The organism is Herbaspirillum sp. GW103 (assembly GCF_000261365.1).
Classification (GTDB): Bacteria; Pseudomonadota; Gammaproteobacteria; order Burkholderiales; family Burkholderiaceae_D; genus Herbaspirillum.
Window position 1 is genome coordinate 327,809 of the sequence record NZ_AJVC01000006.1, and the last position, 23,824, is coordinate 351,632.

Genomic DNA, 23,824 nt, shown 5'->3' on the forward strand with positions numbered 1-23,824 from the left:
CGCAGACTTGCCGAATGGGGATGCGTCTCCCACGGGCTTGCTCCCTGACACTACCCGGTGGGAGATGCGCCGCAAAAAATCGAGACGCTCCTGCAAAAAACTGTCATCACCTAGACTTCGGACGGGGCATCAGGCAATTTCCCGGTTCACCTTATCCCTGACTGAAGGTTCATCATGCCCGCTACTGCCGTTGCAACCATCGTGGTCGAAGCTACCGCGCAAGAAGAAAAGATCATCGCCGCCAAGGCGCGCAAGCTGGGACTGCCCATCTCGGAACTGATGTGTCTGGGGGCCGTAGCCTACCAAGGTGGGCAGATGCAAGAAGAACTGGACGCGCTGGCATGTCTGGCGCAGGAGGCCGCCGAACGCGCCGGTGCATGCGTGGAGGCGTCACTGGCCTTCGTCGAGGCCAGCAATGCGCGTCTGGACGCGCTGGACGCGCGGACCCGCGCCGGGAGCGCCTGATGTTCGGCCTCACCGGTCGCATCTGGAGCGCCCTGGCGACCGTCATCAAGCTGGAGGACAAGGTGAGTCGCCAGAGCGAAGCCTTACGTCAGCAACAGATGCGCATCGAAAACCTCACCGAGCGCACGATCAAGCTGGAGACCCTGCTGGAGGTCGTGCTCCATGCCAGCGAATTCAAGCGAATCAAATGAATCCGGGTTAGGGCCTGACATGAAAAAACCCGCACGGCATCACCCGTGCGGGTTTTTCTTTGCGCCCTGTGCGGCCCGCCAGGCCGCCCGCCGTTACAACGGAATCTGCGCCGGCACATCCTCCGGCTTCACGCCCGAGAGCTTCTCCAGGTTGCCCAGCACGGTCGGCTTGATCTTGCCGGCGGCGCGTTCGGCGGCGATCCACTTGTTGATGGTCTCGACCCAGGCCTTGCTCTCTTCCTTGGGCACGCCGATGTTGGTGGAGGTCGCTTCCAGCGGCTGCGGGACAGTCATCTTGCCCAGCGAGGGATTCTTCTTGAGGATGTTCAGGGCCAGCAGCCACACCAGCACCTGCGCATCGACGCGACCGGTCTGCAGCGCCAGGGTGGCGTCGTCGGCCTTTTCCAGGCGCACGATGGTGGCATTCGGGCAGACCCGGCTGATCATCTGGTCGTGCGAGGAACCGATATCGACGGCGATCTTCACCTCCGGCTTGTTCAGGTCTGCCCAGGTCTTGTAGTCCTTCTTGGACACCACGGTGAAGGCATTCAGGAACAGCGGCTCGGAAAAATTGATCACCTCGCGCCGCGCCGGGGTCGGGTTCATGCCGAAGAACAGGTCGATCTTGTGCGTCTGCAGATCCAGCACCGAATTGCCCCAGGTGGTCTCGGTGATGTCGAGCTTGACGTTCAGGCTGGCCGCCAGGCTCCTGGCGAAATCGATCATGAAACCGCCCCACTCGCCGCTGGCCAGGTCCTTGTTGTAGTACGGCGCGGCACCGCGCACGGCGCCGATGCGCAGGGTCTTGGTGCGCTGTACGCGCGCCAGGGTCGGCTCGGTCGAGCCGGTCGCAGCGGCGGCCTGGGCAAAGACGTTGGGGATGGCGGTGGCGGCGGCAAGGCCGGCCACGCCAGTGATGAAACTGCGACGGTTGGTCATTCTCGGTTCTCCCTGATTTGGCGGATGGCGCCGCTGCCCTGTGGTCGGCAACATGGCGCACGGGTCTGCGGTCCGGCTTGGCCAGACCGCGTCGATGATTTTAGCCCAGCCGCAAGCCGCTCGCGCAGGCAAATGCCTGCTACGGACCTCACCAGGCGGCGCTCTCCCGGCAGGCAGGAAATTTTTTACGCCATCACCGATCGTGCGAGCTCCTGACATGGCTGTACGAAAATTGACAGCCTGCCCCCTTGTGCGAGCTTCATTGAAGATTTTTTTACAGCCACGGCATCCGGGTAAAACCGGGTAAGCCGCCGCCAGCGGAGCCTGGCGCGCGCGTAGGCTTGGCCTGTCGCGTTGATGCCGCAGGGAAATTCGGCGGAGCGCACGCGTCACGAGCATAACGGGGGATCTCATGCGCATTGAACGTCATCATCATCGCCGCACCGGCGGCCTGCTCGCAGCCTGCCTCGGTGCCGCCGCTCTGGGCGGCTGTGCCAACTTCAGCGAAGTCAGCGCCGGGCGCGACGACCTGTACATGGTCTCGGCCACGGGCGTGAGCTACACCATGTCCATTCCGGCCCTGACCTCGGCGGCCCGCGAAAAGGCCAACGCTTTCTGCGGCAAGCAGCAGATGCGGGCCGACCTGCGCCAGCTCATCCGTGGCTGGCGTCCGATGCAGGTGGAGCTGTACTTCCGCTGCCAGCCCGCTGGAACCAGCCTGCAAGCTTTGCTGGACTGATCCGGCCGCTCAGGCCGCCGGGAAATCACGTGCGCGCAGCGGCAATCCATCCGCATCGAAGCCATCGGCCAGACGCAGCGCGGACACGCCCAGCGAGCTCACGGCATCGGCTGCATCCAAGAGCAGGGCCTGCAGATTGCCCTCCACCGGATGCTCCGACTGCGCCAACGTCGCCTCTGCACTGCGCAGCACGACTTGCAGCGTAGTCTGCTCGTCCTCGTCCACCAGTGCCAGGAAGGCGGTGGCCGCTGCTGCCTGCGCACCGGACTGTGCCAATCCTGCTTCCAGTTCGGAAAGCATCTGCAAGGTGCGGTACTCACCATTGCCGGTGTGCTTGGCGCCATGGAACAGATCCTGGTACAGGAAATGCAGCTGGCACTGCGCAGCCTGGCCGGATTGCCCGGTCAGACATTGCTGCATCAGCGGCGTGATCTCTTGGCTCCACTGGCGGAACCGTTGCGCGCGCGATTCGAAGTAAGCATCTGCGGCGGCTTCCTCTTGCGGAATCGCGTAGAAGGGATCATTCACGTCCTTGAGCGAAAAGCCCAGCAGGAAGCGCAGTTCCAGCGCCTCGTCATCGGCCGCAAAATGACTGGCCGGCCAGCCGCGCATGCTGCGCTCGATGGCCGGCACGCTCAGGATCTTCTTGTCGGTGAGCGAAGCGAAGGCATCGCGGTTCATGGCCTCCACTTCACTGAAGCTCAAGGCGTTGATCTCTTGCGGGTGGTAGAGGTGATGCACCAGTACCACGCGCGCCTTGGGGCTTTCCAGACCGGCCTGCTGGATGCTTTCGCGCAGGGCGTCGAAGGCATCGCCATCGGCCATGGCCAGGTCCTCGCGCAGGCCACCACGCGTGCGGGCCAGCAAGGGGATCAGGAAGGCATTGATTTCCAGTTCCTTCTCGCCCCGTCGCAGCACGATGATGTCGGCGCTCTCCTCGACCACCTCGCGCAGAAAAGCATGGCCGCGCGTATCGTCGTAGCGCAGCTGCTCCAGTGCTTCGTAGAGGGTGTCATCATCGCGCTCGCGCAAGGCGTGGCGCACCATGCGCTCCAGTTCATCCTGCCCGACACGACGGCCCGCACGGTCCGGAGCATCGGCGGCGACGGCACTGGCCAGTGCGACCATCTGCTGCACCCGCAGTTCGTCCTCGTCCATGGTCTGTGAGGCGGCATGCGCCTGATGCTGGCGGCGACGCGCGGCTTCAGTGGAGACGTGGGTCTTGGGCTTGTCACGCAGCGGGCCGGCAGGCGCCGGCTTGGGAGGGTGCCTGGCCTGGCCCGGCGCGGGCTTCCTGGCTCCCGGAGACTGTGGTTTGCCTGATGGGCGTTTGGCTTGATTCACTTTTTTCCTCGCTCAGTTCAGCGGTAATTTGTCGGCCGCGCTGCGGCCCGGCAGCGTGGCCAGGAACATCCCGGCCAGGGCCACGGCGAAGGCGCCGGCCTGCAGCGCGGAGAGGCTTTCACCCAGCGCCAGCACACCGACCACGGCGGCCGAGACCGGCAGCATCACGGTAAAGACGCCAGCACGTGCAGCCGGCACCACCTTCAGTCCGGTCATCCACAACCATACCGTCCAGACGCTCGCGGCCAGCGCATAGAAGACCAGCAGCAACCAGATGTTGAGCGGCACGCTGGAGAAATGGAAATGCAGTGCCGTGTACAAGCCCATGGGGGTCATCAGCAGCAGCCCCCACAGGTTGATGACGGCGCTGATGCGCTTGGGCGTGAGGACCGTGGTCAGCTTCTTGCCGATGACGGCATAGGCGGCCTCGCACAGCACGGCGCAGAACACCAGCACGTTGCCCAGCCAGGCGGTCTGCCCGCCAGGTGCAGCGGCAGCGCCGTGGCCATCCTTGGCCAGGGACAGCAAGCCGATGCCGATGGCCCCGCAGGCCACCGCAGCCCAGACGCGCAGGCTGATCTTTTCCTTGAGGAAGATCCAGCTCATCACCGCCACCACGGCCGGGATGGAGGACATGATCACGCCCGCCGAGACTGCATTGGTCATCGACACGCCGGTAATCATGCACAGCGTGAAGAGGAAATTGCCGAGGAAGGATTCGAGGAAGACCAGCCAGCGCGACTGCGTGGAGAGCGGCTTTTCATCGGCCGGCTTCTTCAGCCAGCGCAGCATGGCCACCGCACCGATCGCGAAACGCAGCCAGGCCAGCAGGAACACCGGCAGCAGCGCCGCCAGCGGCTTGGTCAGCGCGACGTAGGCGCCGACCAGGGACATGCTCAGGATCAGACAGCCGTAGCCCATGGGGCGGCTGGGGGTGTAGCTCATGTTGGAGAGGGCAAGTGTGGGTGACACGACAGGCGGGATTGCCTCTCTTGTCAGCCCGCATTTTAACCGCTCGTGCACGGCATGCTGGATCCGATACCAACACGGCAAGCCCGGCCATACTGTGTTTTCAACCAGTATCGGACACTGAAATCGGTTAGAATGCCGCGACGTTTCACCTTACGTCTCTATCAAGAAATACCGCCATGCTCACCCTCACCGAACTCGAAGATGCAATCAACTACTGGCGCCAGCAGCGCCCGGCCAGCGGAGAGGAGTGCGCACTGTCCCCGGAAGTCAATGCCCTGGCGGGCCTGTACGCGATGATGATCTTCCATCGCCGCCATGAAGTGGACCTGGAGCAGATCGATGCCCAGGCACGCCAGTTGATCGAGGCCTGGCTGGCCAGCTAAGCTGCGGTTTTTCGTACGCCCGCGTACAGTGACGGTCACTTCCTTGTAAGCGCGTTATCCTAGGGCCTCTGCAATTGCAGAACCTTCACGTTGTTGCCGGATCCACCCGGTATCCCTGAAAGGAAGAACGATGCGCAAGGATCAGGATCAGTCACCCCCCTCCCCACGCCGCAAGACCGCTGCCGCCGTGGCCACCAGGCCGCGCGTGGCGCTGGTGTTGCAGGGGGGCGGTGCGCTGGGTGCCTACCAGGCCGGGGTCTATCAGGCCCTGCACGAACACGACCTGACGCCCGACTGGGTGGTCGGCACCTCCATCGGTGCCATCAACGCCGCCTTGATTGCCGGCAACCCGCGCGAAACCCGCATCGCGCGCCTGCGCGAATTCTGGGAAACGGTGGCCCACCCCGACCTGTTCGACCTGCGCCAGGTGCCGGACACCCTGCGCCCCTGGGCCACGCGACTGACCACGCTGGACACCTTCCTGCGCGGTGCGCCCGGTTTCTTCCGGCCGCGTCCCCTGAACGCCTTCGCGCTGGGCCTGCCGGTGCCGCCCGACGAGGCCAGCTTCTACAGCACGGCTGAACTGGGCCAGACACTCTCGCGCCTGGTCGACTTCGATTACCTCAACGGCCCCTCGGGCATCCGCATGACGGTCTCGGCAGTCAAGGTCACCTGCGGTACGCTGGTCAATTTCGATTCGCGCAAGCGCCCCCTGGGGCCGGAGCACGTCATGGCCAGTGGCGCCCTGCCCCCGGGCTTTGCCCCGGTGCGCATCGAGGGCGAACTGTACTGGGACGGCGGCCTGTACTCCAACACGCCCCTGGAAGCCGTACTCAATGACGAAGCGCGCAGCAACCTGCTGTGCATGATGGTGGACCTGTGGCATGCCGACGGCCCTGAACCGCGTACGCTGGAAGAAGTGCAAACGCGCGAGAAGGATGTCACCTTCGCCTCGCGCTCGCAGCGTCACATCGACGCCTATCTCCAGCAATACCGCCTGCGGCGCGCTGCCCATGCACTCTACAAGCGGTTGCCCGCCGATCTGCTGACCCAGCAAGATCGCCAGATGATGGCCGAACTGGGTGCCGACAGCACCATCCACATCGTGCGCCTGGCCTATGCCGGACGCGACTGGAACATGGCCTCCAAGGACGTCAATTTCGCCAAGGGCTCGGTCATGTGGCGCTGGGAACAAGGTTATGAGGATGGCCTGCGTGCCGTCGCCCTGGGCCGGGCTTGCCCGTTCGGAGAAAGCGATACCGGCATCGTGGTCCACGACCTGCCCGGTGGTGATACCCATGTCCGTCCGGAGAAAACGGCCGACCGTTCGGCTTGATCGCGGGCAAAGCCGCAGCGGGCGCGACGTCGCATAATCCCCACGGCACCCGGCATTATTTTTGTGCGACGCACAAATAACACTTGATTTCACCAAAGAAGTGCATAAAATAGGAATTGTTGCGGCGCACAAATCATGATTGTTAGTTGATTCTGGTCGAAAGCCGCGCTCGAACGCCGATTGTTTTGATCGTCACGCTCGTCGGCAAGCTCATTTGTCATATCACTTAGGAGATGAACATGTTTTCGTACCAAGATCAGTTTTCCGCCGCTACCAAGGCCAATCTGCAAGCCCACCTGGACCTCATCAACAACCTGACCGCCAAGGCCTTCGAAGGCGTGGAAAAGATCGTTGAACTGAACCTGTCGGCCACCAAGGCGACCCTGGAAGAAGCCACCGCCGCCGCCAAGCAGCTGGCCGGCGCCAAGGATCCGCAGGAACTGCTGGCGCTGGCCGCCGCGCAAGCCCAGCCGGGCGCTGAAAAGGCCACCGCCTACAGCCGTCACCTGGCCGGTATCGTGTCCTCGACTCAGGCTGAATTCACCAAGGCGGCCGAAGCCCAGATTTCCGAAACCAGCCGCAAGCTGTCGGCCCTGATCGACGAGATCAGCAAGAATGCGCCCCCGGGTTCGGAGCAGGCCGTCTCGATCCTGAAGGCGACCCTCACCAACGCCAACGCTGCCTACGAGCAACTGTCCAAGAACTCCAAGCAAGCCGTGGAAACCCTGGAAGCCAACCTGGCCAATGCGACCAAACAGTTCACCGCTGTGGCTGAAAAGACCGTCGCTTCGACCCGCGCCAAGAAGTAATCTTCACTTCTGGCCGTAACAGCAAAACGCCGCCCCGGGCAACCGGAGCGGCGTTTTGCATTGAGTGATCCAGAGCGTGAATCAGCGCATCAGGACTGCGCCACGATATCCAGCGCCAGCGCCTCGGCCACGCGGATGCCGTCGATGGCCGCCGACATGATGCCGCCGGCATAACCGGCGCCCTCGCCCGCCGGATACAGGCCCTTGGTATTGAGGCTCTGCAGGGTGTGGTCATCGCGCTTGATGCGGATCGGTGAAGAGGTACGCGTCTCGATGCCGGTCAGCACGGCGTCGTGCATGGAGTAGCCGCGAATCTGCTTCTCGAAGGCCGGCAGCGCCTCGCGGATGGCATCGATGGCGTACTTGGGCAGCGACGGGTTCAGATCCCCCAAGGTCACGCCGGGCTTGTAGGACGGCTCCACGCTGCCCAGCCGGGTCGAGGGACGATTGGCGATGAAGTCGCCCACCAGTTGCCCCGGCGCATTGTAGTTGGCCCCGCCCAGTTCATAGGCGCGGCTTTCCCACTCGCGCTGGAAGGCGATGCCGGCCAGCGGATGGCCCGGATAGTCGGCCGGAGAGATGCCCACCACGATGCCGCTGTTGGCGTTGCGCTCGTTGCGCGAATACTGGCTCATGCCGTTGGTGACCACCCGGCCCGGCTCGGAAGTCGCCGCCACCACCGTGCCACCGGGACACATGCAGAAGCTGTAGACCGAGCGACCATTGGACGCATGGTGCACCAGCTTGTAGTCGGCCGCGCCCAGGATGGGATGACCGGCACCGGGGCCGAAGCGGCATTTGTCGATCAGCGACTGCGGGTGCTCGGCGCGGAAGCCGATGGAAAACGGCTTGGCCTCGATGTAGACACCGCGTTCGTAGAGCATCTCGAAGGTATCGCGGGCGCTGTGGCCGATGGCCAGCACCACGTGGTCGGCTTCGATCTGTTCGCCGGTGTTGAGCGTCAGGCCACGGATCTGGCCGTCTTCGATGAGCACATCCTCGACGCGCTGCTCGAAACGGAATTCCCCACCCAGCTTCTCGATCTTCTCGCGCATGAGCTGGATCATCTTGACCAGGCGGAAGGTACCGATGTGGGGCTTGCTGACATACATGATCTCCGGCGGCGCATCGGCGGCCACGAATTCGGCCAGCACCTTGCGACCATAGTGCTTGGGGTCCTTGACCTGGCTGTAGAGCTTGCCGTCGGAGAACGTGCCGGCGCCGCCCTCACCGAACTGCACGTTCGATTCCGGCTTCAACTCACGCTGGCGCCACAGGCCCCAGGTGTCCTTGGTGCGCTCGCGCACGGTCTTGCCGCGTTCCAGGATGATCGGGTTGAAGCCCATCTCGGCCAGGATCAGCGCCGCAAACAGACCGCAGGGACCGAAGCCGATCACCACCGGACGCTTCTTGATGGTCGCAGGAGCGCGCGTGACGTAGTGGTAGGAGGTATCGGGCGTGGGGCCGACATTGGTGGTCTTGACATGGCGCGCCAGGACGGCCGGCTCGTCCTTCACTTCAACATCGATGGTGTAGTTCAGGGTGATGGCCGTCTTCTTGCGGGCATCGTAGCTGCGGCGAAACAGCGTGAAGGACACCAGCTCCTCAGCCGGGATGCCCAGGCGATCGAGGATAGCGGCGTTCAATTCTTCTTCCGTATGGCTCAACGGAAGGGTCAGTTCAGAGATGCGCAACATGTGCGGGGACTTTCAACAAGACTGGGGATGCAGGAGGTGGCGCAGGCCACGATGACCGGTGTGCTCACGGCGGAAGGCTGCGCGAAAGGCGACATTTTACTCCACCCCGGCGGCGCTCCCAAGCGGCCCACGCCAGTTGCGCGGGTGCCACAACGGTCGTACCAACTGCGGCCAGACAAGTTGCGTAACGCAATCATCTCGCGGTACATTGATTGCAATTCGCAACCATTACAGGATATCGCCATGGACTACGATGGCCTGCACTCTCCCCCGCGTGACCAGACCATCCGCCAGTTGCGCGAGCTCTCGCGCAAGCTGGTGCGTGAGCTGGGCTTCATGCGCAGCACCCTGGCCGGCAGCGACCTGGCGCCCTCGGCGGTCCATGCCTTGATCGAGATCGGGCTGCGACCGGGCCTGCAGGCGCGGGAGCTGGGCGAGCTGCTGTATCTGGACAAGTCCAATACCAGCCGCCAGTTGGCCAAGCTGGAGGCGCTGGGGCTGGTGCGCCGCAGCCCGGTGCCAGGCGACGGGCGCGCCTTCAGCCTGGCGCTCACCGAGGACGGGCAGGCGCTGCGCAAGAAGATCGACAAATTCGCCACCGATCAGGTCTCCGGGGCTTTGCGGCGCATCCTGCCGGAAGACCAGCAGGGCCTGGTGCGTGCGCTGGCGCTGTATTCGGAAGCCCTGTCGCGCGACAATCCCAATGCCGCACCGCGCCCGGCCAAAGGCGCGACGGTGCCATTGAGTACCGGCTACCAGCCCGGCTGCATCGGAGATATTGCCAGCCTGCATGCGCGTTACTACGCCGAGGCCGCCGGGTTCGGCGTGTTCTTCGAGCACAAGGTCGCCAGCGAACTGGGCGCCTTCGTACAAACGCTGCCCCATGCGGGCAAGCAACTGTGGACTCACATCGAGCATGGGCGCTGCCTGGCCTCCATCGTGATCGATGGCGATCTGCAACGCCGGCAAGCGCATCTGCGCTGGTTCATCGTCGATGGCAGCCTGCGCGGCAGCGGCGTGGGGCGGCGCCTGCTGGAACAGGCCATGGCCTTCGTCGATGCCCATCGTCTGGCCTGCTATCTGTGGACGTTTCAGGGACTGGACGCGGCACGCCACCTCTATCTGTCCGCTGGCTTCGCGCTGGCCGAGGAATCGCCCGGCCAGCAGTGGGGAAGCCGCGTCGTGGAGCAACGTTACGTGCGTCCGGCACGCAAGAGATGAACGGTGGATGGCGCGCGGCATGTATCGCGACATGTATCGATGTGCCGCGATTTGTTACCGGAATTGCCCGGTACGGAACGCGCTTCGGGCTAGCCACAAGGGCCAGCGCTACGCACGGACACAACTGGAAACACAACATTACAGTCTTAAAGAAGCCCGGCTCCTAGAGTGGTTTCACAGCGTGGCCCTCGCGGCGCGCGCTGCATCCACGCAACACCACCTTGCAGGAGCCCGACATGAAAACCAAGACCACTCGCTTAGCCTTCGCTCTTCTCACCACCCTCTGCGCCCTCGGCGCCACTGCGGCGCTATCCCCTGCCGCCCAGGCGCAGGTAGTCGGGGTGGACGTGCGCATCGGCACACCGCCCCCCGCCCCGCGCTACGAGGCAGTGCCGCCGCCGCGCCACGGCTATGCCTGGGCGCCCGGCTACTGGGCGTGGAACGGTCATCGCCACCTCTGGGTCGGCGGCCACTGGGAGCGCGTGCGCCGCGACTACGCCCGCTATGAACCGGCCCACTGGCAACCCCGTGGGCGCGGCTGGGTCTTCATTCCGGGTCACTGGGTACGTTGATGGCCCTGGCTGAGTCCGCGCCGAAGCGGGCCGGGTCCAGCGCCGCCACCAGCTCGCGGGGCAGCGGCAAGGGCTCGCGCTCGAGCATCGCGGCCAGCAGCTCGGCCATCAGCGGCGCCCAGATCAAGCCGCGCGAGGCATAGCCCAGCAGGCCGTACAGGCCATCCTGCCCGGGCAAGGCGCCCACCAGCGGCAAGCGGTCCGGTGCGATGCAGCGCTGGCCGACCCGGCCCGCCAGATGGGCATCCGCTTGCGGCAGGGGCAGGTGCGCCGCGATCTGCGGCAGCATGTGCTGCAGGCGGGCCAGATTCCCGGCGTGGCTGTCGGCGCGCAGGGCCGGATCGTCGAAACGATCATAGCTGGCACCCATGCAGACTTGACCAGCATAGGGACGCGTGAGGTAACCATCGCCACACAGGGCATACGGCAGGTCGGGAAAATCCGCTGCCGCCAAGTGCGTCACCTGCCCGCGCACCGCCGCCAAGGGCAAGCCCGCCGCCTGTTGCAACGCACGCGCCTGGGCGCCCGCCGCCAGTATCACCAGCGGCGCTTGTGCAATGAGCACATCGTCGGCATCCCGTGCCTGCCACTGGTCGTCCACGCGAACCAGACGGGCGACGGCACGCCCGAAATGCGTGCGCACCTCTGCTTGCGCCTGCGCCACCGCCAGCAAGCGGCGGCATACCGAGGGCGGATTGAGCCAGCCCGCTTCCGGGAAGAAGTAGCCACCGCCCATGGTCGGCATGCCCAGCGCCGCAGCCGTCTGCTCGGCGCTCATCCAGCGGGCATAGCGCGGCGGATATTGCCACTGCTGCGCCCCCTGTTCGAAGGAGACGGCCTGCTTGGCATCGCGACCGAACTGCAGAATGCCGCAGCGCTCGCCACGAATGGCCGTGCCCTCCTCCAAACCCACGCCACCCAGATCGTCAAGACGCTGCGAGGCGAACAGGAAGGCTGCGCGCGTGAGCCGGGCCAGCGGACTGTCGTCACGTGCCAGCGCCGGCATGAACAGGCCACCATGATTGCCGGAGGCGCGCGTGGCGACCTGCGCCCCGGCATCGATGAGATCGATGCACCAGCCGCGTGCCGTCAGCCGCTCGGCGGCGGCGGTACCGGCCAGCCCGGCACCGATCACCAGGGCGTGGCGCTCATGCACGGGATCGCGCCGCAAAGGCGTGTCGATCCGCGCCACGTGGGTGGCCGGACGTGCCCAGGCCGGCGCATAGCGCAAGGCCAGCGCACCGTCCCGCGCTTGTCCATGGAAACCGACCTGCCGCATCGCCGCCACCAGCGCTGCCTGCCCGGCTGCGCCGAACACCAGCGCCCGGGCGCCGGTCCAGGCCAGGCGCGCCAGCCGCTTGCAGGCATGCGCATGCCAGGGCGATGCGGCCGGGTCGAAGCGGGACGGATCGGCATGGAGGTAGAACAGGTCGACCGGCGCCTCCAGCCGCGCCAGCTCTTCTTCCAGCGCGCCCCACACCAGGGTGAGCGTGAGGCGCCCTTCATCGAGCAGCAGGCGGTGTGTGCCCGGCAGCGGCAAGGGCCATGCCGCGCGCAAGGCCTGTGCATAAGTCAGATCGTCATGCAGCGCCTCGGCCTGCGGCGGATGCGGCAGGATCGCGATGTAATGCAGGCGGGCCGCACCCTGCCCCAGCGCGCGCTGGCGGGCAAAGGCATGCCAGGTGGCGAAGAAGGCATGACCCAGGCCGAAATGCAGGTCCAGCACGGTGGCGCTGTGCTGTTCGTGCAGGCAGTCCGGCACCGGCTGCAGCGCCCGTACCACGGTATCGGCCTCGGCACGCCAGGCAGCCAGCAGTTCCGGGGAGGCAAGTTGAAGAGGACGCGCAGGCATCTTGAAAAGCCCTGTGGATAAATCAGAGAAGGCCGCCATTCTACGCTCCCGCTTGCGTGCGGCATTGCGCCTTGACAAAGGGTAGCGCTCTCCCTAGTCTGGGCCCTCGCCGATCAACCAGCCCCGCAGCATGGCTGCGCAACGCCATGCTCGCCATCTTCAACATCGTCTTTCCGATCTTCTCGCTGATCTTCCTCGGCTGGATCTGCCGCAAGCGCCACATCCTCTCGGCGGGCGCGGCCAGCGAACTGAACCGCTTCGTGATCTGGCTGGCACTGCCGGCGCTGCTGTTCGATTCCATGTCGCGCCTGAAGGCGACCGATTTTGCCAACCTGCGCTTCATCGCCGTCTTCGCCATCGGCGTGGCCGTGGTATTCCTGCTGACGGCCTGGCTGCGCCTGCGCCAGAAGGCGGCAGCGCCCGACGTCATCATCGACAGCCTCGGCAGTTCCTATGCCAACACCGGCTTCATCGGTATCCCGCTGTGCTACCTGGCCTTCGGCAACGAAGGCTTGCCGCCCTCGGTGATCGCCATGGTGATGACGGCCTGCCTGCTCTTCGCGGTGGCCATCGTGATGCTGGAGAGCTGTCTGCATGCCCGGGCAGGATGGATGCAGACCGTTGCCAAGGTGGGCCGCTCGCTGCTGCGCAATCCCATCATGATCGCCCCCGTGGCCGGCATCATCGTGGCCTTGAGCGGGGTGAGCCTGCCCGGCAGCGTGCAGCAGTTCTTCAAGATCCTGGGGGGTGCGGCCAGCCCTTGCGCGCTGGTTTCGCTGGGTCTGTTCCTGGCGCAACCGGTACGCGCCGGCGATGGCGCACCGGTGTGGCTGCTGGTGGCCTTCAAGCTGCTGCTGCAACCGGCCGTCACCGCCGTGCTGGCTTACTGGCTGCTGCCGCTGCCACGCCTGTGGGCCGACAGCGCGGTGCTGCTGGCAGCCCTGCCCATCGGTACCGGGCCCTTCATGCTGGCCGAGCTGTACCAGCGCGAAGTCACGGCCATGTCGCGCGCCATTCTCATCTCCACCACGCTGTCATTGCCCACCATCGCCGTGATCCTGGCCTGGATTGCGCATCATTGAGCCGGATATGAACAAGGCCGCACAGCGATTGCCGTGCGGCCTGATTCGCAAACCGGGCGTGAAGAAAAATTACAAAATCACCCGCTCTTCCCGCAGGATCTGCTCGAACTTCTCGGCCGCCACCGGCGGGCTGAACAGGTAGCCCTGGATCTCGTCGCAACCATAGTGGCGCAGGTAGTCCAGCTGCTCGTCGGTCTCCACGCCTTCGGCAATGACGCGCAGTTTCAGGTGGCGCGCCAGCGAGATGATGGAGGCGGTGATGGCCGCATCGTCGGCATCGATGGTGATGTCGCGCACGAAGGAGCGGTCGATCTTGAGCACGTCGATGGGGAAGCGCTTCAGGTAGGCCAGTGAGGAATAGCCGGTGCCGAAGTCATCGATGGACAAGCGAATGCCCAGCTTCTTCAGGCCGGCCAGGATGCCGATGGCATGCTCGACATCGGTCATCATGAGGCTTTCGGTGAGTTCGATTTCCAGCGAGGCCGGTGGCAGGCCGGTACTGTCGAGCACGTCGGCAATCGAGGAGACCAGGTCCTTCTGCAGGAACTGCCCCACCGAGAGGTTGACCGAGACGCTGATGTCCTCATGCCCGGCCAGCTGCCACTGGCGGCACTGGGTGCAGGCGGTGCGCAGCACCCAGGCGCCGATGGGCAGAATCAGGCCGGTCTCTTCGGCCAGGCCGATGAAGCGCGCCGGCGAGACCATGCCCAGTTGCGGATGCTGCCAGCGGATCAGCGCCTCGCTGCCCACCACACGGCCCGAGGCCAGGTCCACCTTGGGCTGGTAATGCAGCAGGAACTCGCCGTGATCCAGCGCATTGCGCAGGTCGCCTTCGATGCGCAGACGCTCCAGCGCCTGCTCGTTCATGGCCGGCGTGTAGAACTGGAAATTGTTGCGACCAGTCTGCTTGCCACGGTACATGGCGATGTCGGCATGCTTGATGAGCGTCTCGCCGTCAGTGCCATCGTTGGGATAGCAGGCCACGCCGATGCTGCAGGTCATGAACAGCGTATGCCCGCCCAGCGTGACCGGTGCGGCCACCGCATCCATGATGCGTTGCAGGCTGCGGGTGTCGAGCGTGAGTTCATCCTGCTCGGGCAGGATCATGATGAATTCGTCGCCACCCAGGCGCGCCACGGTATCGGCTTCGCGCACGGCGGCGCGCAGGCGACCGGCCACGGTACGCAGCAAGGTATCGCCGGCCTTGTGACCCAGCGTGTCGTTGACGAACTTGAAGCGGTCCAGGTCCACGAACACCACCCACAAGGCCTGCTTCTGGCGCTCGGCCGCGCCGATGGCCTGTTCCAGGTGATGACGCAGCATGTGGCGGTTGATCAGGCCCGTGAGCGTATCGCGGCTGGCCTGGAATTCCAGTTCGGCTTCGTAGCGCTTCATCGAGGTGATGTCGTAGAGTGCCGCCACGAAATGGGTCACCAGGCCGCCCTCGTCGCGCACCGGGGCGATGTAGAAGTCATTCCACAGCTCCGAACCATCCTTGTGGTAGTTGCGCAGCACGACGTTGTGTTCGCGCTGTTCGCGCATGGCGATCCAGACGGTCTCGAAGCCTTCGGGATCACTGTCACGGCCTTCCAGGAAACGCAGGCTCTTGCCCACGGCTTCGGCGCTGCTGTAGCCGGTGATGCGGGCAAAGGCCGGGTTGACGTATTCGATGGCGTAGTCCGGCTCCTGGGCCGAGAGAATCAGGATGGCATTGGCACTGGCTTCGATGGCCTGGTGCCGCAGGCGCAGCGCACGTTCGGCCAGGCGGCGCGCCTTGATGTCGTCCGACAGCAGGGCATTGGTGGTACGCAGCTCGGCAGTCTTGTCTTCCACCAGCTGCTGCACCCGATGCGAGCGCATCGACAATGCCCGCATGTAGGCCGCGCCCAGCAACGAGGCGATCACGCCGACCAGGCCGATGAGCAACGAGCCATAGTGATCAGAAAAGACCGAACGCGGTGGAATGCTGATCTCCATGTGCCAGCTCTGGCCGGCGATATCAAAGCTGGTGACGGTCGTGGAGGGATGGCGGAACAGGCTGCCCGGCTTGATGAGCTGGTCCAGCCACTGGGTCGGGTGCGGCTGGCTGTCATGGTGGTAGACCAGGTTGGTCGGATCGGCTTGCCGGCCGACGTAGAGGCGCAGGCCGATCTCGTGGTCCGACATCAGGCCGGCGCCATCGAGGATCTTCTGCACCAGGCCGTTGAGTTCGAGCACCGCCGTGGTATCACCGATGAGCAGTGCACGGCGGGCGGCGGTATCGGTAGGCTGCACGCCGCCGCGATAGACCGGCTGAATCACCAGCAGGCCGCGTTCATCCGGGCCGGACTGGGCCAGGCGGATGGGCGGGGTGGAGGAGGGTCGGCCGCTGACGACGGCGGCATCGAGCGCCCCCATGATGGCGGGGTTGCGCGAGACGTCCAGTCCCAGCGCAGCCTCGTTGCCGGCCAGGGGCTCCACATAGTCGACCACCAGATAGGTCGGTTGCTGCGAAGCGCGCACGGACCGGTCGCCATCGAGCGCGGTGATCTCGAAACCCGGCTTGGCGCCCTGGCGCAGGGCCTCGAACACCAGCCGGTCCTCGTCGGCCACGAAGCGCTGCACGCTGAAGGCGCGCACGTAGGGATAGCGTTCCAGCAGCGGGCGGGTGAAGCTCTCGAACTGTTCGCGCGTAGGATCGCCTACGGTGGCATAGAAATGGTTCACCACCGACTGCACCTGCACCGCCTCTTCCAGCCCGCGCTGAATGGTGAAGGCGCGCAGGCCCGCCCTACGCTCGAAGTCGAGCTGGACGGCATCCTCTTCCAGATGGCTGGTGGCGACGAACACCGTCGCGGTGGCACATAAACCCAGCATCAGCGTGAGCGATGCCGACAACGTTGCCCCCAGCTTGTTGATCACACGCTGCATAAACGATTCGTTATATCCCTTGGGAGAGCCCGATCATAATCCGGGACTCCCCTCGTTATCGGTCAAAGCGCATTTATTTTTAATCGGACCCACCCCGCAGCACGCAACTCGCATGTTGCCGCACGGGAACAAACGCATTTGTCGAGTGTGCTCAGGCTCAATATACCGGTGGTGACGGGCGCTGCTCGCGTGCCGCACGTTCGATGGCCTGGGCCTGCATGAAGGCATCGAAGGAGCGTTCGATGGTGGCGCGCTCGACATCGCGGGTGATGAAGACGATGCGGCTGCGGCGGTCCTCCGAAGGCCATTGCGGCAGCGTGGCGGTGGGGTGGAAGATGTGCTGCACGCCGTGGATCACGGTCGGCTTGTCCTCTCCCTTGAGATTGAGGATGCCCTTGATGCGCAGGATGTTGGGGCCCTTGAAGCCAACCAGCAGGCTCAGCCACTCATCGAAGAGCACCGGGTCGATGGGTTCGTCGAAGGTAAAGCAGAAGGCGCGGATGTGGTCATCGTGACGGTTGACGTCATGGGCATGATCGTCGTGGTCATGGCCATGATGATCATGGTGATCGTGATGACCGTGATGACCGTGTGCATGGCCGTGGTCATGATGATGATGCGCATGCGCCTGCTGCTCGGCGAAGGCTTCCTCGTTGAGCCAGCGGGCCACGTCCGGCATCTTCTCGCCTGGCTTGAACAGGCCCGCATCGAGCAACTCGGCAGCGGCGATCTGGCCGACCTGCGGCTGCAACTGGCGCGCGCCCGGATTGAGCGTGCGCAGGCGCGCCTGCAGGGCCGACAGCGTGGTGGCATCGACCAGATCGGTCTTGGTCAGCAGCAGGCGGTCGGCGACGGCGGCCTGCTGGATGGCTTCCGGATGGTTGTCCAGGGTCGCCATGCCATTGACCGCATCGACGGTCACGATCACGCCATCGAGGCGATAGCGCGCCGAGATGAAGGCGTCGGTCATCAGGGTATGCAGGATGGGGGTGGGCGAGGCCAGGCCGGTGGTCTCGATGACCACGCGGTCGAACTTGCGCTCGCCGCCCTCGGCGAAGCGCCAGGTGATGTCCTTGAGGGTTTTCTTGAGATCGCCACGGATGGTGCAACACAGGCAGCCGCTGCTCATCTCGACGATGGTCTCTTCCTGGCTGTGGGCCACCAGCAGGTGATCCAGGCCGATCTCGCCGAACTCGTTGATGATGACCAGGGTGTTCTTCATCTCCGGCTGGGTGATGAGGTGGTTCAGCAGCGTGGTCTTGCCGCTGCCGAGGAAACCGGTCAGCAGGGAAACGGGAATCGGCGCGGCGCCGGCGGGGACGGATGGATTCATGGCGGGAAACGGGATGAGTAGGGACCAAAATAGACGACCGAGCCGCCATGCTACCCGATGCGTCAAGCCGGCTGCTTCGGCCGGGCAAAAAAAAGACGGACCGCGAGGGTCCGTCCTGTCGGTGAGCCGCGCCCGGCGGGGATCGCGATCTTTACCTGGTTTTACAGCTACGCCGATCTACTCGTTGTCATGTGCGTCCAGCGGCACCTTTTCAGGCTTTTCTTCGGTTTTGGCCAGCCCCGGCAGCAGATGGCCCAGCTTGCGCGCCTTGGTGCCCAGGTAGCCGATGTTGAAGGGATTGTGGTTGGCGATCAACGCAATGCGCTCGGCTACCGTAATGCCGCTGTCTTCCAGCGCCTTGACCTTGCGCGGGTTGTTGGTCATCAGGCGCAGGCTGGTGATCTTCAGGTGCGCCAGCATGGGCAGCACGATGGTGTAGCGTCGCATGTCGGCGGGGAAGCCCAGGCGCTCATTGGCTTCGACGGTATCGGCCCCCTGGTCTTGCAGGTGGTAGGCGCGGATCTTGTTCAACAGGCCGATGCCGCGCCCTTCCTGGCGCAGGTAGAACAGTACGCCACGACCTTCCTTGGCGATCTTCTTGAGGGCCGCTTCGAGCTGGGCACCGCAATCGCAGCGCTGGGAGAACAGGGCGTCGCCAGTCAGGCACTCGGAGTGCACGCGACCCAGGACCGGTTCACCATTGCCGACCTCGCCCAGGGTCAGGGCCAGATGTTCCTTGCCGGAAATTTCATCGTAGAAGGCGTGCAGTTCGAAGGTCGCCCAGGGCATGGGCAACTTGCACGAACTGACGAAAACCAGTTTTTCTTCCGGCGCGGCTGCGGCCGGTGCGATCGGTGAGGACATGACAACCTGCTTTCGAATCGAATGCTCAGAACCGCGTATCTTACCTTGCGCACGGGTTTATTTCAGCGCGGCGGCCGCTGCGGTGAAGGCAATTGTCCGATTCGTGCAGGCAATTTGAACAGACGCTGCCTGCCGGTTCATAATGCCAGCCAGTCCGGGACACACCGGACACGGTGCCAGCCCCAAGGGCGGCATCCCCTTGAAAGCCGGTCAACGATAAAAAAGGGAGACAACCGTGCTGTTCGATTACGTCATCGTCGGTGGCGGCTCGGCGGGGGCCACACTGGCCGCGCGCCTGTCGGAAGATCCGGGCGTCACGGTCTGCCTGCTGGAAGCCGGCGGCCAGGGCGACAGCCTCTTGGTGCGCACCCCGGCGGCCGTGGTGGCCATGCTGCCCGGCTATGGCAAGCTCAACAACTGGGCCTTGCAGACCACGCCCCAGCCGGGCCTGAACGGCCGCCGTGGCTACCAGCCGCGCGGTCGCGCCCTGGGCGGCTCCTCGGCCATCAACGCCATGCTCTACATCCGCGGACAGCGCCAGGATTACGATGGCTGGGCCCAGGCCGGCTGCCCTGGCTGGGACTGGGAGTCGGTGCTGCCCTATTTCAAGCGATCCGAAAACAATATACGCGGAGCCGATGCCTGGCACGGGGACAGCGGCCCGTTGCAAGTCTCGGAACAGAATCGCCCGCGCCCCATCACGCGCGCCTTCATCGAGGCGGCGCAGGCGCGCGGCTATCCGCTGTGCACTGACTTCAATACCGGCGACAACGAAGGCGTCGGCCTGTACCAGGTGACGCAATTCCACACACCCGCTCATCGTGGCGAGCGCTGCTCGGCGGCGGCGGCCTACCTGCATCCGGTGATGGGGCAACGGCCCAACCTGAGCGTGCTGCGCCAGGTGCGCGCGCAACGTGTGTTGTTCGAGGGCAAGCGCGCGGTGGGCGTGGCCTATCGCCAGCAGCAGCAGGATGCGCAGGTGCGCGCCACGCGTGAAGTCATCCTCGCCGCCGGGGCCTTCGGCTCGCCGCAATTGCTGCAACTGTCAGGCGTGGGCCGGCCCGAGGACATCCTGCCGCATGGCATCGCCCTGCATCACGCCCTGCCCGGCGTGGGGCAGAACCTGCAGGATCACCTCGATTTCACGCAAGGATGGACCACCCGCGACACCGACAACTTCGGCCTGGGCGTGGTCGGCGGCCTGCGCCTCTTGGGCCAGCTGCTGCCCTGGAAGCGCCATGGCGAGGGCCTCATCGCCACCCCCTTTGCCGAGGGCGCGGCCTTCCTCAAGACGCGGACCGGACTGGATCGCCCCGACATCCAGCTGCATTTTTGCATCGCCATCGTCGATGACCATGCAAGAAAGCTGCATGCCGGTTATGGGTTCTCGCTGCACATGTGCCTGCTGCGCCCGCATTCGCGCGGGCGTGTGGGCCTGCAATCGGCCGATGCGATGGCCGATCCGCTCATCGATGCGGGCTATCTCTCCGACCCGCGCGACCTGCCGACCATGATCGAGGGCGCCCGCATCGCGCGCGACATTGTCATGACCGAACCGCTGCGCCGCTACTGCCGGCGTGAACTGTTCGGTGGCCGGGAGGGCATGGATGAGGCGGCATGGGAAGCCATGATCCGTCGGCGCGCCGACACCATCTATCATCCCGTAGGCACTTGCCGCATGGGTGCGGACCCGATGGCGGTGGTCGATGCGCAATTGCGTGTGCATGGCCTGCACGGTCTGCGCGTGGTCGACGCCTCGGTGATGCCCACGTTGGTGAGCGGCAACACCAATGCACCCACCATCATGATTGCCGAGAAGGCAGCCGACATGATCCGCGCCAGCCAGGCGCATGCCGAAGCGGCCTGACATCGCTCGATAATGCAATGCAAGGATGAATCAATGACCGATACCACCGCTGCAGAATTGCAGCAGCTTTTCACCGCGCAGCAACAAGCGTTCACCGCCCACGGCGATCCCTCCCATGCGCTGCGCATGGACCGGCTGGCTCGTCTGCTGGCGCTGCTGGACGAGCATGAGACCGCCCTCATCGCCGCCATCGATGCCGACTTCGGTGGCCGTTCGCATCATGAGACGCGCATGGCTGAACTCTTCGTTCTGCGCGCCGGGATCCGCCATGCGCAATCGCACCTGAAGCGCTGGATGCGACCGCAACGGGTGGCCACCGCCCTGCACTTCCTGCCCGGCAGCAATCGCCTGCTGGCGCAGCCACTGGGTGTGGTGGGCATCATCTCGCCGTGGAACTATCCGCTGCAACTGGCGCTGGGGCCAGCGCTGGCGGCCTTGGCGGCAGGCAACCGGGTGCTGCTCAAACCCTCGGAACTGACACCGCGCCTCTCTGCCCTGCTGGCCGAGCTGGTAGCGCGGTATTACGCCCCGGAGGAAATGGCCGTGGTCACCGGGGACGCCGGCATCGGACAGGCTTTTGCATCACTGCCGTTCGATCATCTGTTCTTTACCGGATCGACCCAGGTCGGGCGGCAGATCGCACAACTGGCGGCGGCCAATCTCACGCCGGTCACGCTGGAACTGGGCGGCAAATCACCGGCCATTCTCGATGCCTCGTGCCGCATGACGAGCAGCCTGCAACGCATCGCCTTCGGCAAGCTGCTCAATGCCGGGCAGACCTGCGTAGCCCCGGACTACCTGCTGGTGCCGCGTGGTCAGGCGGCCAGCGTAGCGCAGCAACTGGTCGCAGCCATGGGCCGGCTGTATCCGCGTCTGCACGACAACCCGGACTACACCGCCATCATCAGTCCGCGCCATCGTGCGCGCTTGCAGGCGCTGGTGGAGGACGCCTGCACGCGGGGTGCACGGGTGATCGAAGTCAACCCCGCGGGGGAAGACCTGGAGCAGAGCCGCAAGCTGATGCCCACGCTGATCCTGGGCGCGAGCCCGGCGATGCGGGTGATGCAGGAAGAGATCTTCGGGCCGGTCCTGCCCATCCTTGAATACGACACGCCAGAGCAAGCCATCGCCCATGTGCAGCAAGGTCCGCGTCCGCTGGCGCTGTACTGGTTCGGCGAGGATGCGGCACGGCGCGAGCAGGTGCTGCGGCAAACCCATGCAGGCGGCGTGACCATCAATGATTGCCTGTGGCACCTGGTGCAGGAGGAGCAGCCCTTTGGCGGTGTCGGCGAGAGCGGCATGGGGGCGTATCACGGACGCTGGGGCTTCGATACCTTCAGCAAGCGCAAGCCGGTGTTCCGGCAGGCGCGTTGGAACGGCGGGACGCTCTTGCATCCGCCTTATGGAAAAAAATTTGAATGGGTGATGGGCTTGATCAGGCGATTGAGCTGATGCCGATCATCCGGGCGCAGGCAGCAGATCCAGGTACAAGCGCAGCGAACGCTGCACGCTCTCCGCCACAAGGGTGGTGATGGCCGCATGGTCGCCGCTGACGCAGGCTTCATCGAGGGCGTCGTAATACGCCAGGCGATCTTCCTTGCGGATGACCGCCGGGGGATAGCCGGATTTCATCAGTTCCAGGTTCAACAGCAGGCGACCAGTGCGGCCATTGCCATCGATGAAGGGATGGATCTTCACGAAGCGCGTATGCAGTTGCGCCGCACGTTCGACCGCATGCAGGCTGCCGGCCTGCTGATACCACGCCAGCAAGGCGCGCATTTCATCGTTGAGATGCAGGAAATCCGGTGGGGTGGTGCTGGCACCGGCGATGACCACGTTCTCGCGGCGATAGCGGCCGGCTTCATCGGCATCGATCCCCTTGAGCACGAGACTGTGGATGTCCTTGATGTTCGCTTCGCTCAGGGGCTCGCAGCCGGCCACGAGCTGCTCGACGAACAGGATGGCATCGCGGTGATTGATGGCCTCGAAGTGCTCGCGCAGCGACTTGCCACCGACGGTGATGCCTTCCAGCACTACCTTGGTTTCGCGCAGGGTCAGCGTGTTGCCTGCGAGGGCATTGGAATGGAAAGTCCAATCCAATACCAATTTCTCGCGCAGCGATGCTTGCGTATAAGGAGGCAGAGGGCGCGCTGCATCAAGCGCTGACTTCGCAGCATCGACCGCGATGTACCTGGCGGCCGGTGACATGGCCCTCTATGAAAATGGTCAGACCAACCCGTGCGCCTGCTGATCCGCATGGTAGCTGGAGCGCACCATCGCGCCCACGGCGGCATGCACGAAGCCCATCTTGTAGGCCTCTTCCTCGTACATCTTGAAGGTGTCGGGGTGCACGTAGCGGCGCACCGGCAGGTGGTCGCCGCTGGGCATCAGGTACTGGCCGATGGTGAGCATGTCGACGTTGTGCGCGCGCATGTCGCGCATGACCTGCAGCACTTCCTCGTCGGTTTCGCCCAGGCCCACCATGATGCCGGACTTGGTCGGCACTTCCGGATGCAGGTCCTTGAAGCGCTTCAACAGGCTCAGCGAATATTCGTAATCCGAACCCGGACGCGCTTCCTTGTAGAGGCGCGGTGCGGTTTCGAGGTTGTGGTTCATGACGTCCGGCGGGGCCATCTTGAGGATTTCCAGCGCGCGGTCCATGCGGCCACGGAAGTCCGGGGTCAGGATCTCGATGCGGGTCTCGGGCGACAATTCACGTACACGCTGGATGCAGGCCGCGAAGTGGGCAGCACCGCCATCGCGCAGGTCGTCGCGGTCCACGCTGGTGATGACCACGTAGGACAGGCGCAGCTGGGCAATGGTCTTGGCCAGGTTTTCCGGCTCGTTGGGGTCCAGCGGATCGGGGCGGCCGTGGCCGACGTCGCAGAAGGGGCAACGGCGGGTGCACTTGTCGCCCATGATCATGAAGGTCGCGGTGCCCTTGCCGAAGCATTCGCCGATGTTGGGGCAGGAGGCTTCCTCACAGACCGTCACCAGGTTGTTGGCGCGCAGGATGTCCTTGATCTCGTAGAAGCGGGTGGTCGGCGAACCGGCCTTGACGCGAATCCAGTCCGGCTTCTTCAGCTTTTCGGCGGCCACCACCTTGATCGGGATCCAGGCGGTCTTGCCGGCGCCCTTCTGCTTGTCCAGCGGATTGGCGCGCGCCGAGCCGGTGGCATTGGAGGAAGAATCTGCTGCGGGAGTGAGTTCGGTAGTCATGTCGGTCGTTCCGGCCCCGGGCACACGCG

The 23,824-nt window shown here is 64.7% G+C and carries 21 protein-coding genes; 11 read left to right on the forward strand and 10 right to left on the reverse strand.

Annotation, left to right across the window (positions count from 1 at the left end; translation table 11 throughout):
• Window positions 1-174: 174 nt before the first annotated feature.
• A complete protein-coding gene (locus tag GWL_RS20030) occupies window positions 175-465 on the forward strand; it encodes a hypothetical protein (RefSeq protein WP_008333814.1) in 291 nt (96 codons plus the stop codon).
• Entirely contained in the window at window positions 465-656 is a 192-nt protein-coding gene (locus GWL_RS20035) for a hypothetical protein (protein ID WP_008333815.1), read from the forward strand. The genes GWL_RS20030 and GWL_RS20035 overlap by 1 nt, the downstream gene beginning before the upstream one ends.
• Before the next feature lie 93 nt (window positions 657-749).
• On the opposite strand, the gene GWL_RS20040 is transcribed toward GWL_RS20035, so the two are convergent.
• Complete coding sequence (locus tag GWL_RS20040; protein WP_008333817.1) at window positions 750-1,595, reverse strand: transporter substrate-binding domain-containing protein; 846 nt, start codon at window positions 1,593-1,595, stop codon at window positions 750-752.
• 412 nt (window positions 1,596-2,007) lie between these two features.
• Here GWL_RS20040 and GWL_RS20045 point away from each other — a divergent pair, with 412 nt between their 5' ends.
• Complete coding sequence (locus GWL_RS20045; protein WP_008333818.1) at window positions 2,008-2,334, forward strand: hypothetical protein; 327 nt, start codon at window positions 2,008-2,010, stop codon at window positions 2,332-2,334.
• A 9-nt stretch (window positions 2,335-2,343) separates the two neighbouring features.
• Here the strand turns inward: GWL_RS20045 and GWL_RS20050 are convergent, their stop codons facing one another.
• Together GWL_RS20050 and GWL_RS20055 are read right to left on the reverse strand one after the other, a co-directional pair.
• On the reverse strand, window positions 2,344-3,678 hold the full coding sequence (locus tag GWL_RS20050; RefSeq protein WP_008333819.1) for a DUF2863 family protein: 1,335 nt from the start codon (window positions 3,676-3,678) through the stop codon (window positions 2,344-2,346).
• A gap of 12 nt (window positions 3,679-3,690) precedes the next feature.
• Window positions 3,691-4,623, reverse strand: coding sequence for a DMT family transporter (locus tag GWL_RS20055; RefSeq protein WP_034351512.1), 933 nt, complete (start codon window positions 4,621-4,623; stop codon window positions 3,691-3,693).
• Window positions 4,624-4,826: 203 nt separating this feature from the next.
• On the opposite strand from GWL_RS20055, the gene GWL_RS20060 reads away from it, so the two are divergent.
• From GWL_RS20060 to phaP, 3 genes are all read left to right on the forward strand, one after another.
• A complete protein-coding gene (locus tag GWL_RS20060) occupies window positions 4,827-5,033 on the forward strand; it encodes a DUF3717 domain-containing protein (protein ID WP_008333821.1) in 207 nt (68 codons plus the stop codon).
• Window positions 5,034-5,163: 130 nt separating this feature from the next.
• A complete protein-coding gene (locus GWL_RS20065; protein WP_008333822.1) occupies window positions 5,164-6,369 on the forward strand; it encodes a patatin-like phospholipase family protein in 1,206 nt (401 codons plus the stop codon).
• 239 nt (window positions 6,370-6,608) lie between these two features.
• Entirely contained in the window at window positions 6,609-7,178 is a 570-nt protein-coding gene (gene phaP, locus GWL_RS20070; RefSeq protein ID WP_008333823.1) for a TIGR01841 family phasin, read from the forward strand.
• 89 nt (window positions 7,179-7,267) lie between these two features.
• Here the strand turns inward: phaP and GWL_RS20075 are convergent, their stop codons facing one another.
• On the reverse strand, window positions 7,268-8,875 hold the full coding sequence (locus GWL_RS20075; protein ID WP_008333825.1) for an NAD(P)/FAD-dependent oxidoreductase: 1,608 nt from the start codon (window positions 8,873-8,875) through the stop codon (window positions 7,268-7,270).
• Window positions 8,876-9,118: 243 nt separating this feature from the next.
• Between GWL_RS20075 and GWL_RS20080 the strand changes: the two genes are divergently transcribed.
• On the forward strand, window positions 9,119-10,096 hold the full coding sequence (locus GWL_RS20080) for a helix-turn-helix domain-containing GNAT family N-acetyltransferase (RefSeq protein WP_008333827.1): 978 nt from the start codon (window positions 9,119-9,121) through the stop codon (window positions 10,094-10,096).
• A 236-nt stretch (window positions 10,097-10,332) separates the two neighbouring features.
• On the forward strand, window positions 10,333-10,668 hold the full coding sequence (locus GWL_RS20085) for a YXWGXW repeat-containing protein (protein ID WP_008333829.1): 336 nt from the start codon (window positions 10,333-10,335) through the stop codon (window positions 10,666-10,668).
• Here GWL_RS20085 and mnmC read toward each other — a convergent pair.
• Entirely contained in the window at window positions 10,643-12,520 is a 1,878-nt protein-coding gene (gene mnmC / locus GWL_RS20090) for an FAD-dependent 5-carboxymethylaminomethyl-2-thiouridine(34) oxidoreductase MnmC (protein WP_034351514.1), read from the reverse strand. The genes GWL_RS20085 and mnmC overlap by 26 nt on opposite strands.
• Window positions 12,521-12,666: 146 nt before the next feature.
• On the opposite strand from mnmC, the gene GWL_RS20095 reads away from it, so the two are divergent.
• Entirely contained in the window at window positions 12,667-13,602 is a 936-nt protein-coding gene (locus tag GWL_RS20095) for an AEC family transporter (protein ID WP_008333833.1), read from the forward strand.
• Between the two features lie 69 nt (window positions 13,603-13,671).
• On the opposite strand, the gene GWL_RS20100 is transcribed toward GWL_RS20095, so the two are convergent.
• The 3 genes from GWL_RS20100 to ribA form a co-directional block, all read right to left on the reverse strand.
• Window positions 13,672-16,512: an EAL domain-containing protein gene (locus GWL_RS20100; protein ID WP_008333835.1), complete on the reverse strand. Its 2,841-nt coding sequence runs from the start codon at window positions 16,510-16,512 to the stop codon at window positions 13,672-13,674.
• 157 nt (window positions 16,513-16,669) lie between these two features.
• Complete coding sequence (locus tag GWL_RS20105) at window positions 16,670-17,845, reverse strand: GTP-binding protein (protein ID WP_008333838.1); 1,176 nt, start codon at window positions 17,843-17,845, stop codon at window positions 16,670-16,672.
• Between the two features lie 177 nt (window positions 17,846-18,022).
• On the reverse strand, window positions 18,023-18,709 hold the full coding sequence (ribA, locus tag GWL_RS20110) for a GTP cyclohydrolase II (RefSeq protein ID WP_008333841.1): 687 nt from the start codon (window positions 18,707-18,709) through the stop codon (window positions 18,023-18,025).
• Window positions 18,710-18,944: 235 nt separating this feature from the next.
• On the opposite strand from ribA, the gene GWL_RS20115 reads away from it, so the two are divergent.
• Window positions 18,945-20,576, forward strand: a complete 1,632-nt coding sequence (locus tag GWL_RS20115; protein WP_008333842.1) for a GMC family oxidoreductase — start codon at window positions 18,945-18,947, stop codon at window positions 20,574-20,576.
• A gap of 33 nt (window positions 20,577-20,609) precedes the next feature.
• Window positions 20,610-22,028 (forward strand): coniferyl aldehyde dehydrogenase, encoded by a 1,419-nt coding sequence (locus GWL_RS20120; RefSeq protein WP_008333852.1) that lies wholly within the window; start codon window positions 20,610-20,612, stop codon window positions 22,026-22,028.
• A gap of 6 nt (window positions 22,029-22,034) precedes the next feature.
• Here the strand turns inward: GWL_RS20120 and GWL_RS20125 are convergent, their stop codons facing one another.
• A complete protein-coding gene (locus tag GWL_RS20125) occupies window positions 22,035-22,784 on the reverse strand; it encodes a Fic family protein (RefSeq protein ID WP_008333853.1) in 750 nt (249 codons plus the stop codon).
• Window positions 22,785-22,802: 18 nt separating this feature from the next.
• Window positions 22,803-23,795, reverse strand: coding sequence for a lipoyl synthase (gene lipA / locus GWL_RS20130; RefSeq protein ID WP_008333855.1), 993 nt, complete (start codon window positions 23,793-23,795; stop codon window positions 22,803-22,805).
• Window positions 23,796-23,824 lie beyond the last annotated feature (29 nt).

Bases quoted from the DNA above. Each gene is read 5' to 3' on its own strand.
- GWL_RS20120 (WP_008333852.1), top strand. From the start codon at position 20,610: ATGACCGATACCACCGCTGCAGAATTGCAGCAGCTTTTCACCGCGCAG.
- mnmC (WP_034351514.1), bottom strand. From the start codon at position 12,520: ATGCCTGCGCGTCCTCTTCAACTTGCCTCCCCGGAACTGCTGGCTGCC.
- GWL_RS20105 (WP_008333838.1), bottom strand. From the start codon at position 17,845: ATGAATCCATCCGTCCCCGCCGGCGCCGCGCCGATTCCCGTTTCCCTG.
- GWL_RS20030 (WP_008333814.1), top strand. From the start codon at position 175: ATGCCCGCTACTGCCGTTGCAACCATCGTGGTCGAAGCTACCGCGCAA.
- GWL_RS20125 (WP_008333853.1), bottom strand. From the start codon at position 22,784: ATGTCACCGGCCGCCAGGTACATCGCGGTCGATGCTGCGAAGTCAGCG.
- GWL_RS20080 (WP_008333827.1), top strand. From the start codon at position 9,119: ATGGACTACGATGGCCTGCACTCTCCCCCGCGTGACCAGACCATCCGC.
- GWL_RS20085 (WP_008333829.1), top strand. From the start codon at position 10,333: ATGAAAACCAAGACCACTCGCTTAGCCTTCGCTCTTCTCACCACCCTC.
- GWL_RS20100 (WP_008333835.1), bottom strand. From the start codon at position 16,512: ATGCAGCGTGTGATCAACAAGCTGGGGGCAACGTTGTCGGCATCGCTC.
- GWL_RS20075 (WP_008333825.1), bottom strand. From the start codon at position 8,875: ATGTTGCGCATCTCTGAACTGACCCTTCCGTTGAGCCATACGGAAGAA.
- GWL_RS20045 (WP_008333818.1), top strand. From the start codon at position 2,008: ATGCGCATTGAACGTCATCATCATCGCCGCACCGGCGGCCTGCTCGCA.
- GWL_RS20035 (WP_008333815.1), top strand. From the start codon at position 465: ATGTTCGGCCTCACCGGTCGCATCTGGAGCGCCCTGGCGACCGTCATC.
- GWL_RS20065 (WP_008333822.1), top strand. From the start codon at position 5,164: ATGCGCAAGGATCAGGATCAGTCACCCCCCTCCCCACGCCGCAAGACC.
- GWL_RS20095 (WP_008333833.1), top strand. From the start codon at position 12,667: ATGCTCGCCATCTTCAACATCGTCTTTCCGATCTTCTCGCTGATCTTC.
- ribA (WP_008333841.1), bottom strand. From the start codon at position 18,709: ATGTCCTCACCGATCGCACCGGCCGCAGCCGCGCCGGAAGAAAAACTG.
- GWL_RS20055 (WP_034351512.1), bottom strand. From the start codon at position 4,623: ATGAGCTACACCCCCAGCCGCCCCATGGGCTACGGCTGTCTGATCCTG.
- GWL_RS20060 (WP_008333821.1), top strand. From the start codon at position 4,827: ATGCTCACCCTCACCGAACTCGAAGATGCAATCAACTACTGGCGCCAG.
- lipA (WP_008333855.1), bottom strand. From the start codon at position 23,795: ATGACTACCGAACTCACTCCCGCAGCAGATTCTTCCTCCAATGCCACC.
- GWL_RS20040 (WP_008333817.1), bottom strand. From the start codon at position 1,595: ATGACCAACCGTCGCAGTTTCATCACTGGCGTGGCCGGCCTTGCCGCC.
- phaP (WP_008333823.1), top strand. From the start codon at position 6,609: ATGTTTTCGTACCAAGATCAGTTTTCCGCCGCTACCAAGGCCAATCTG.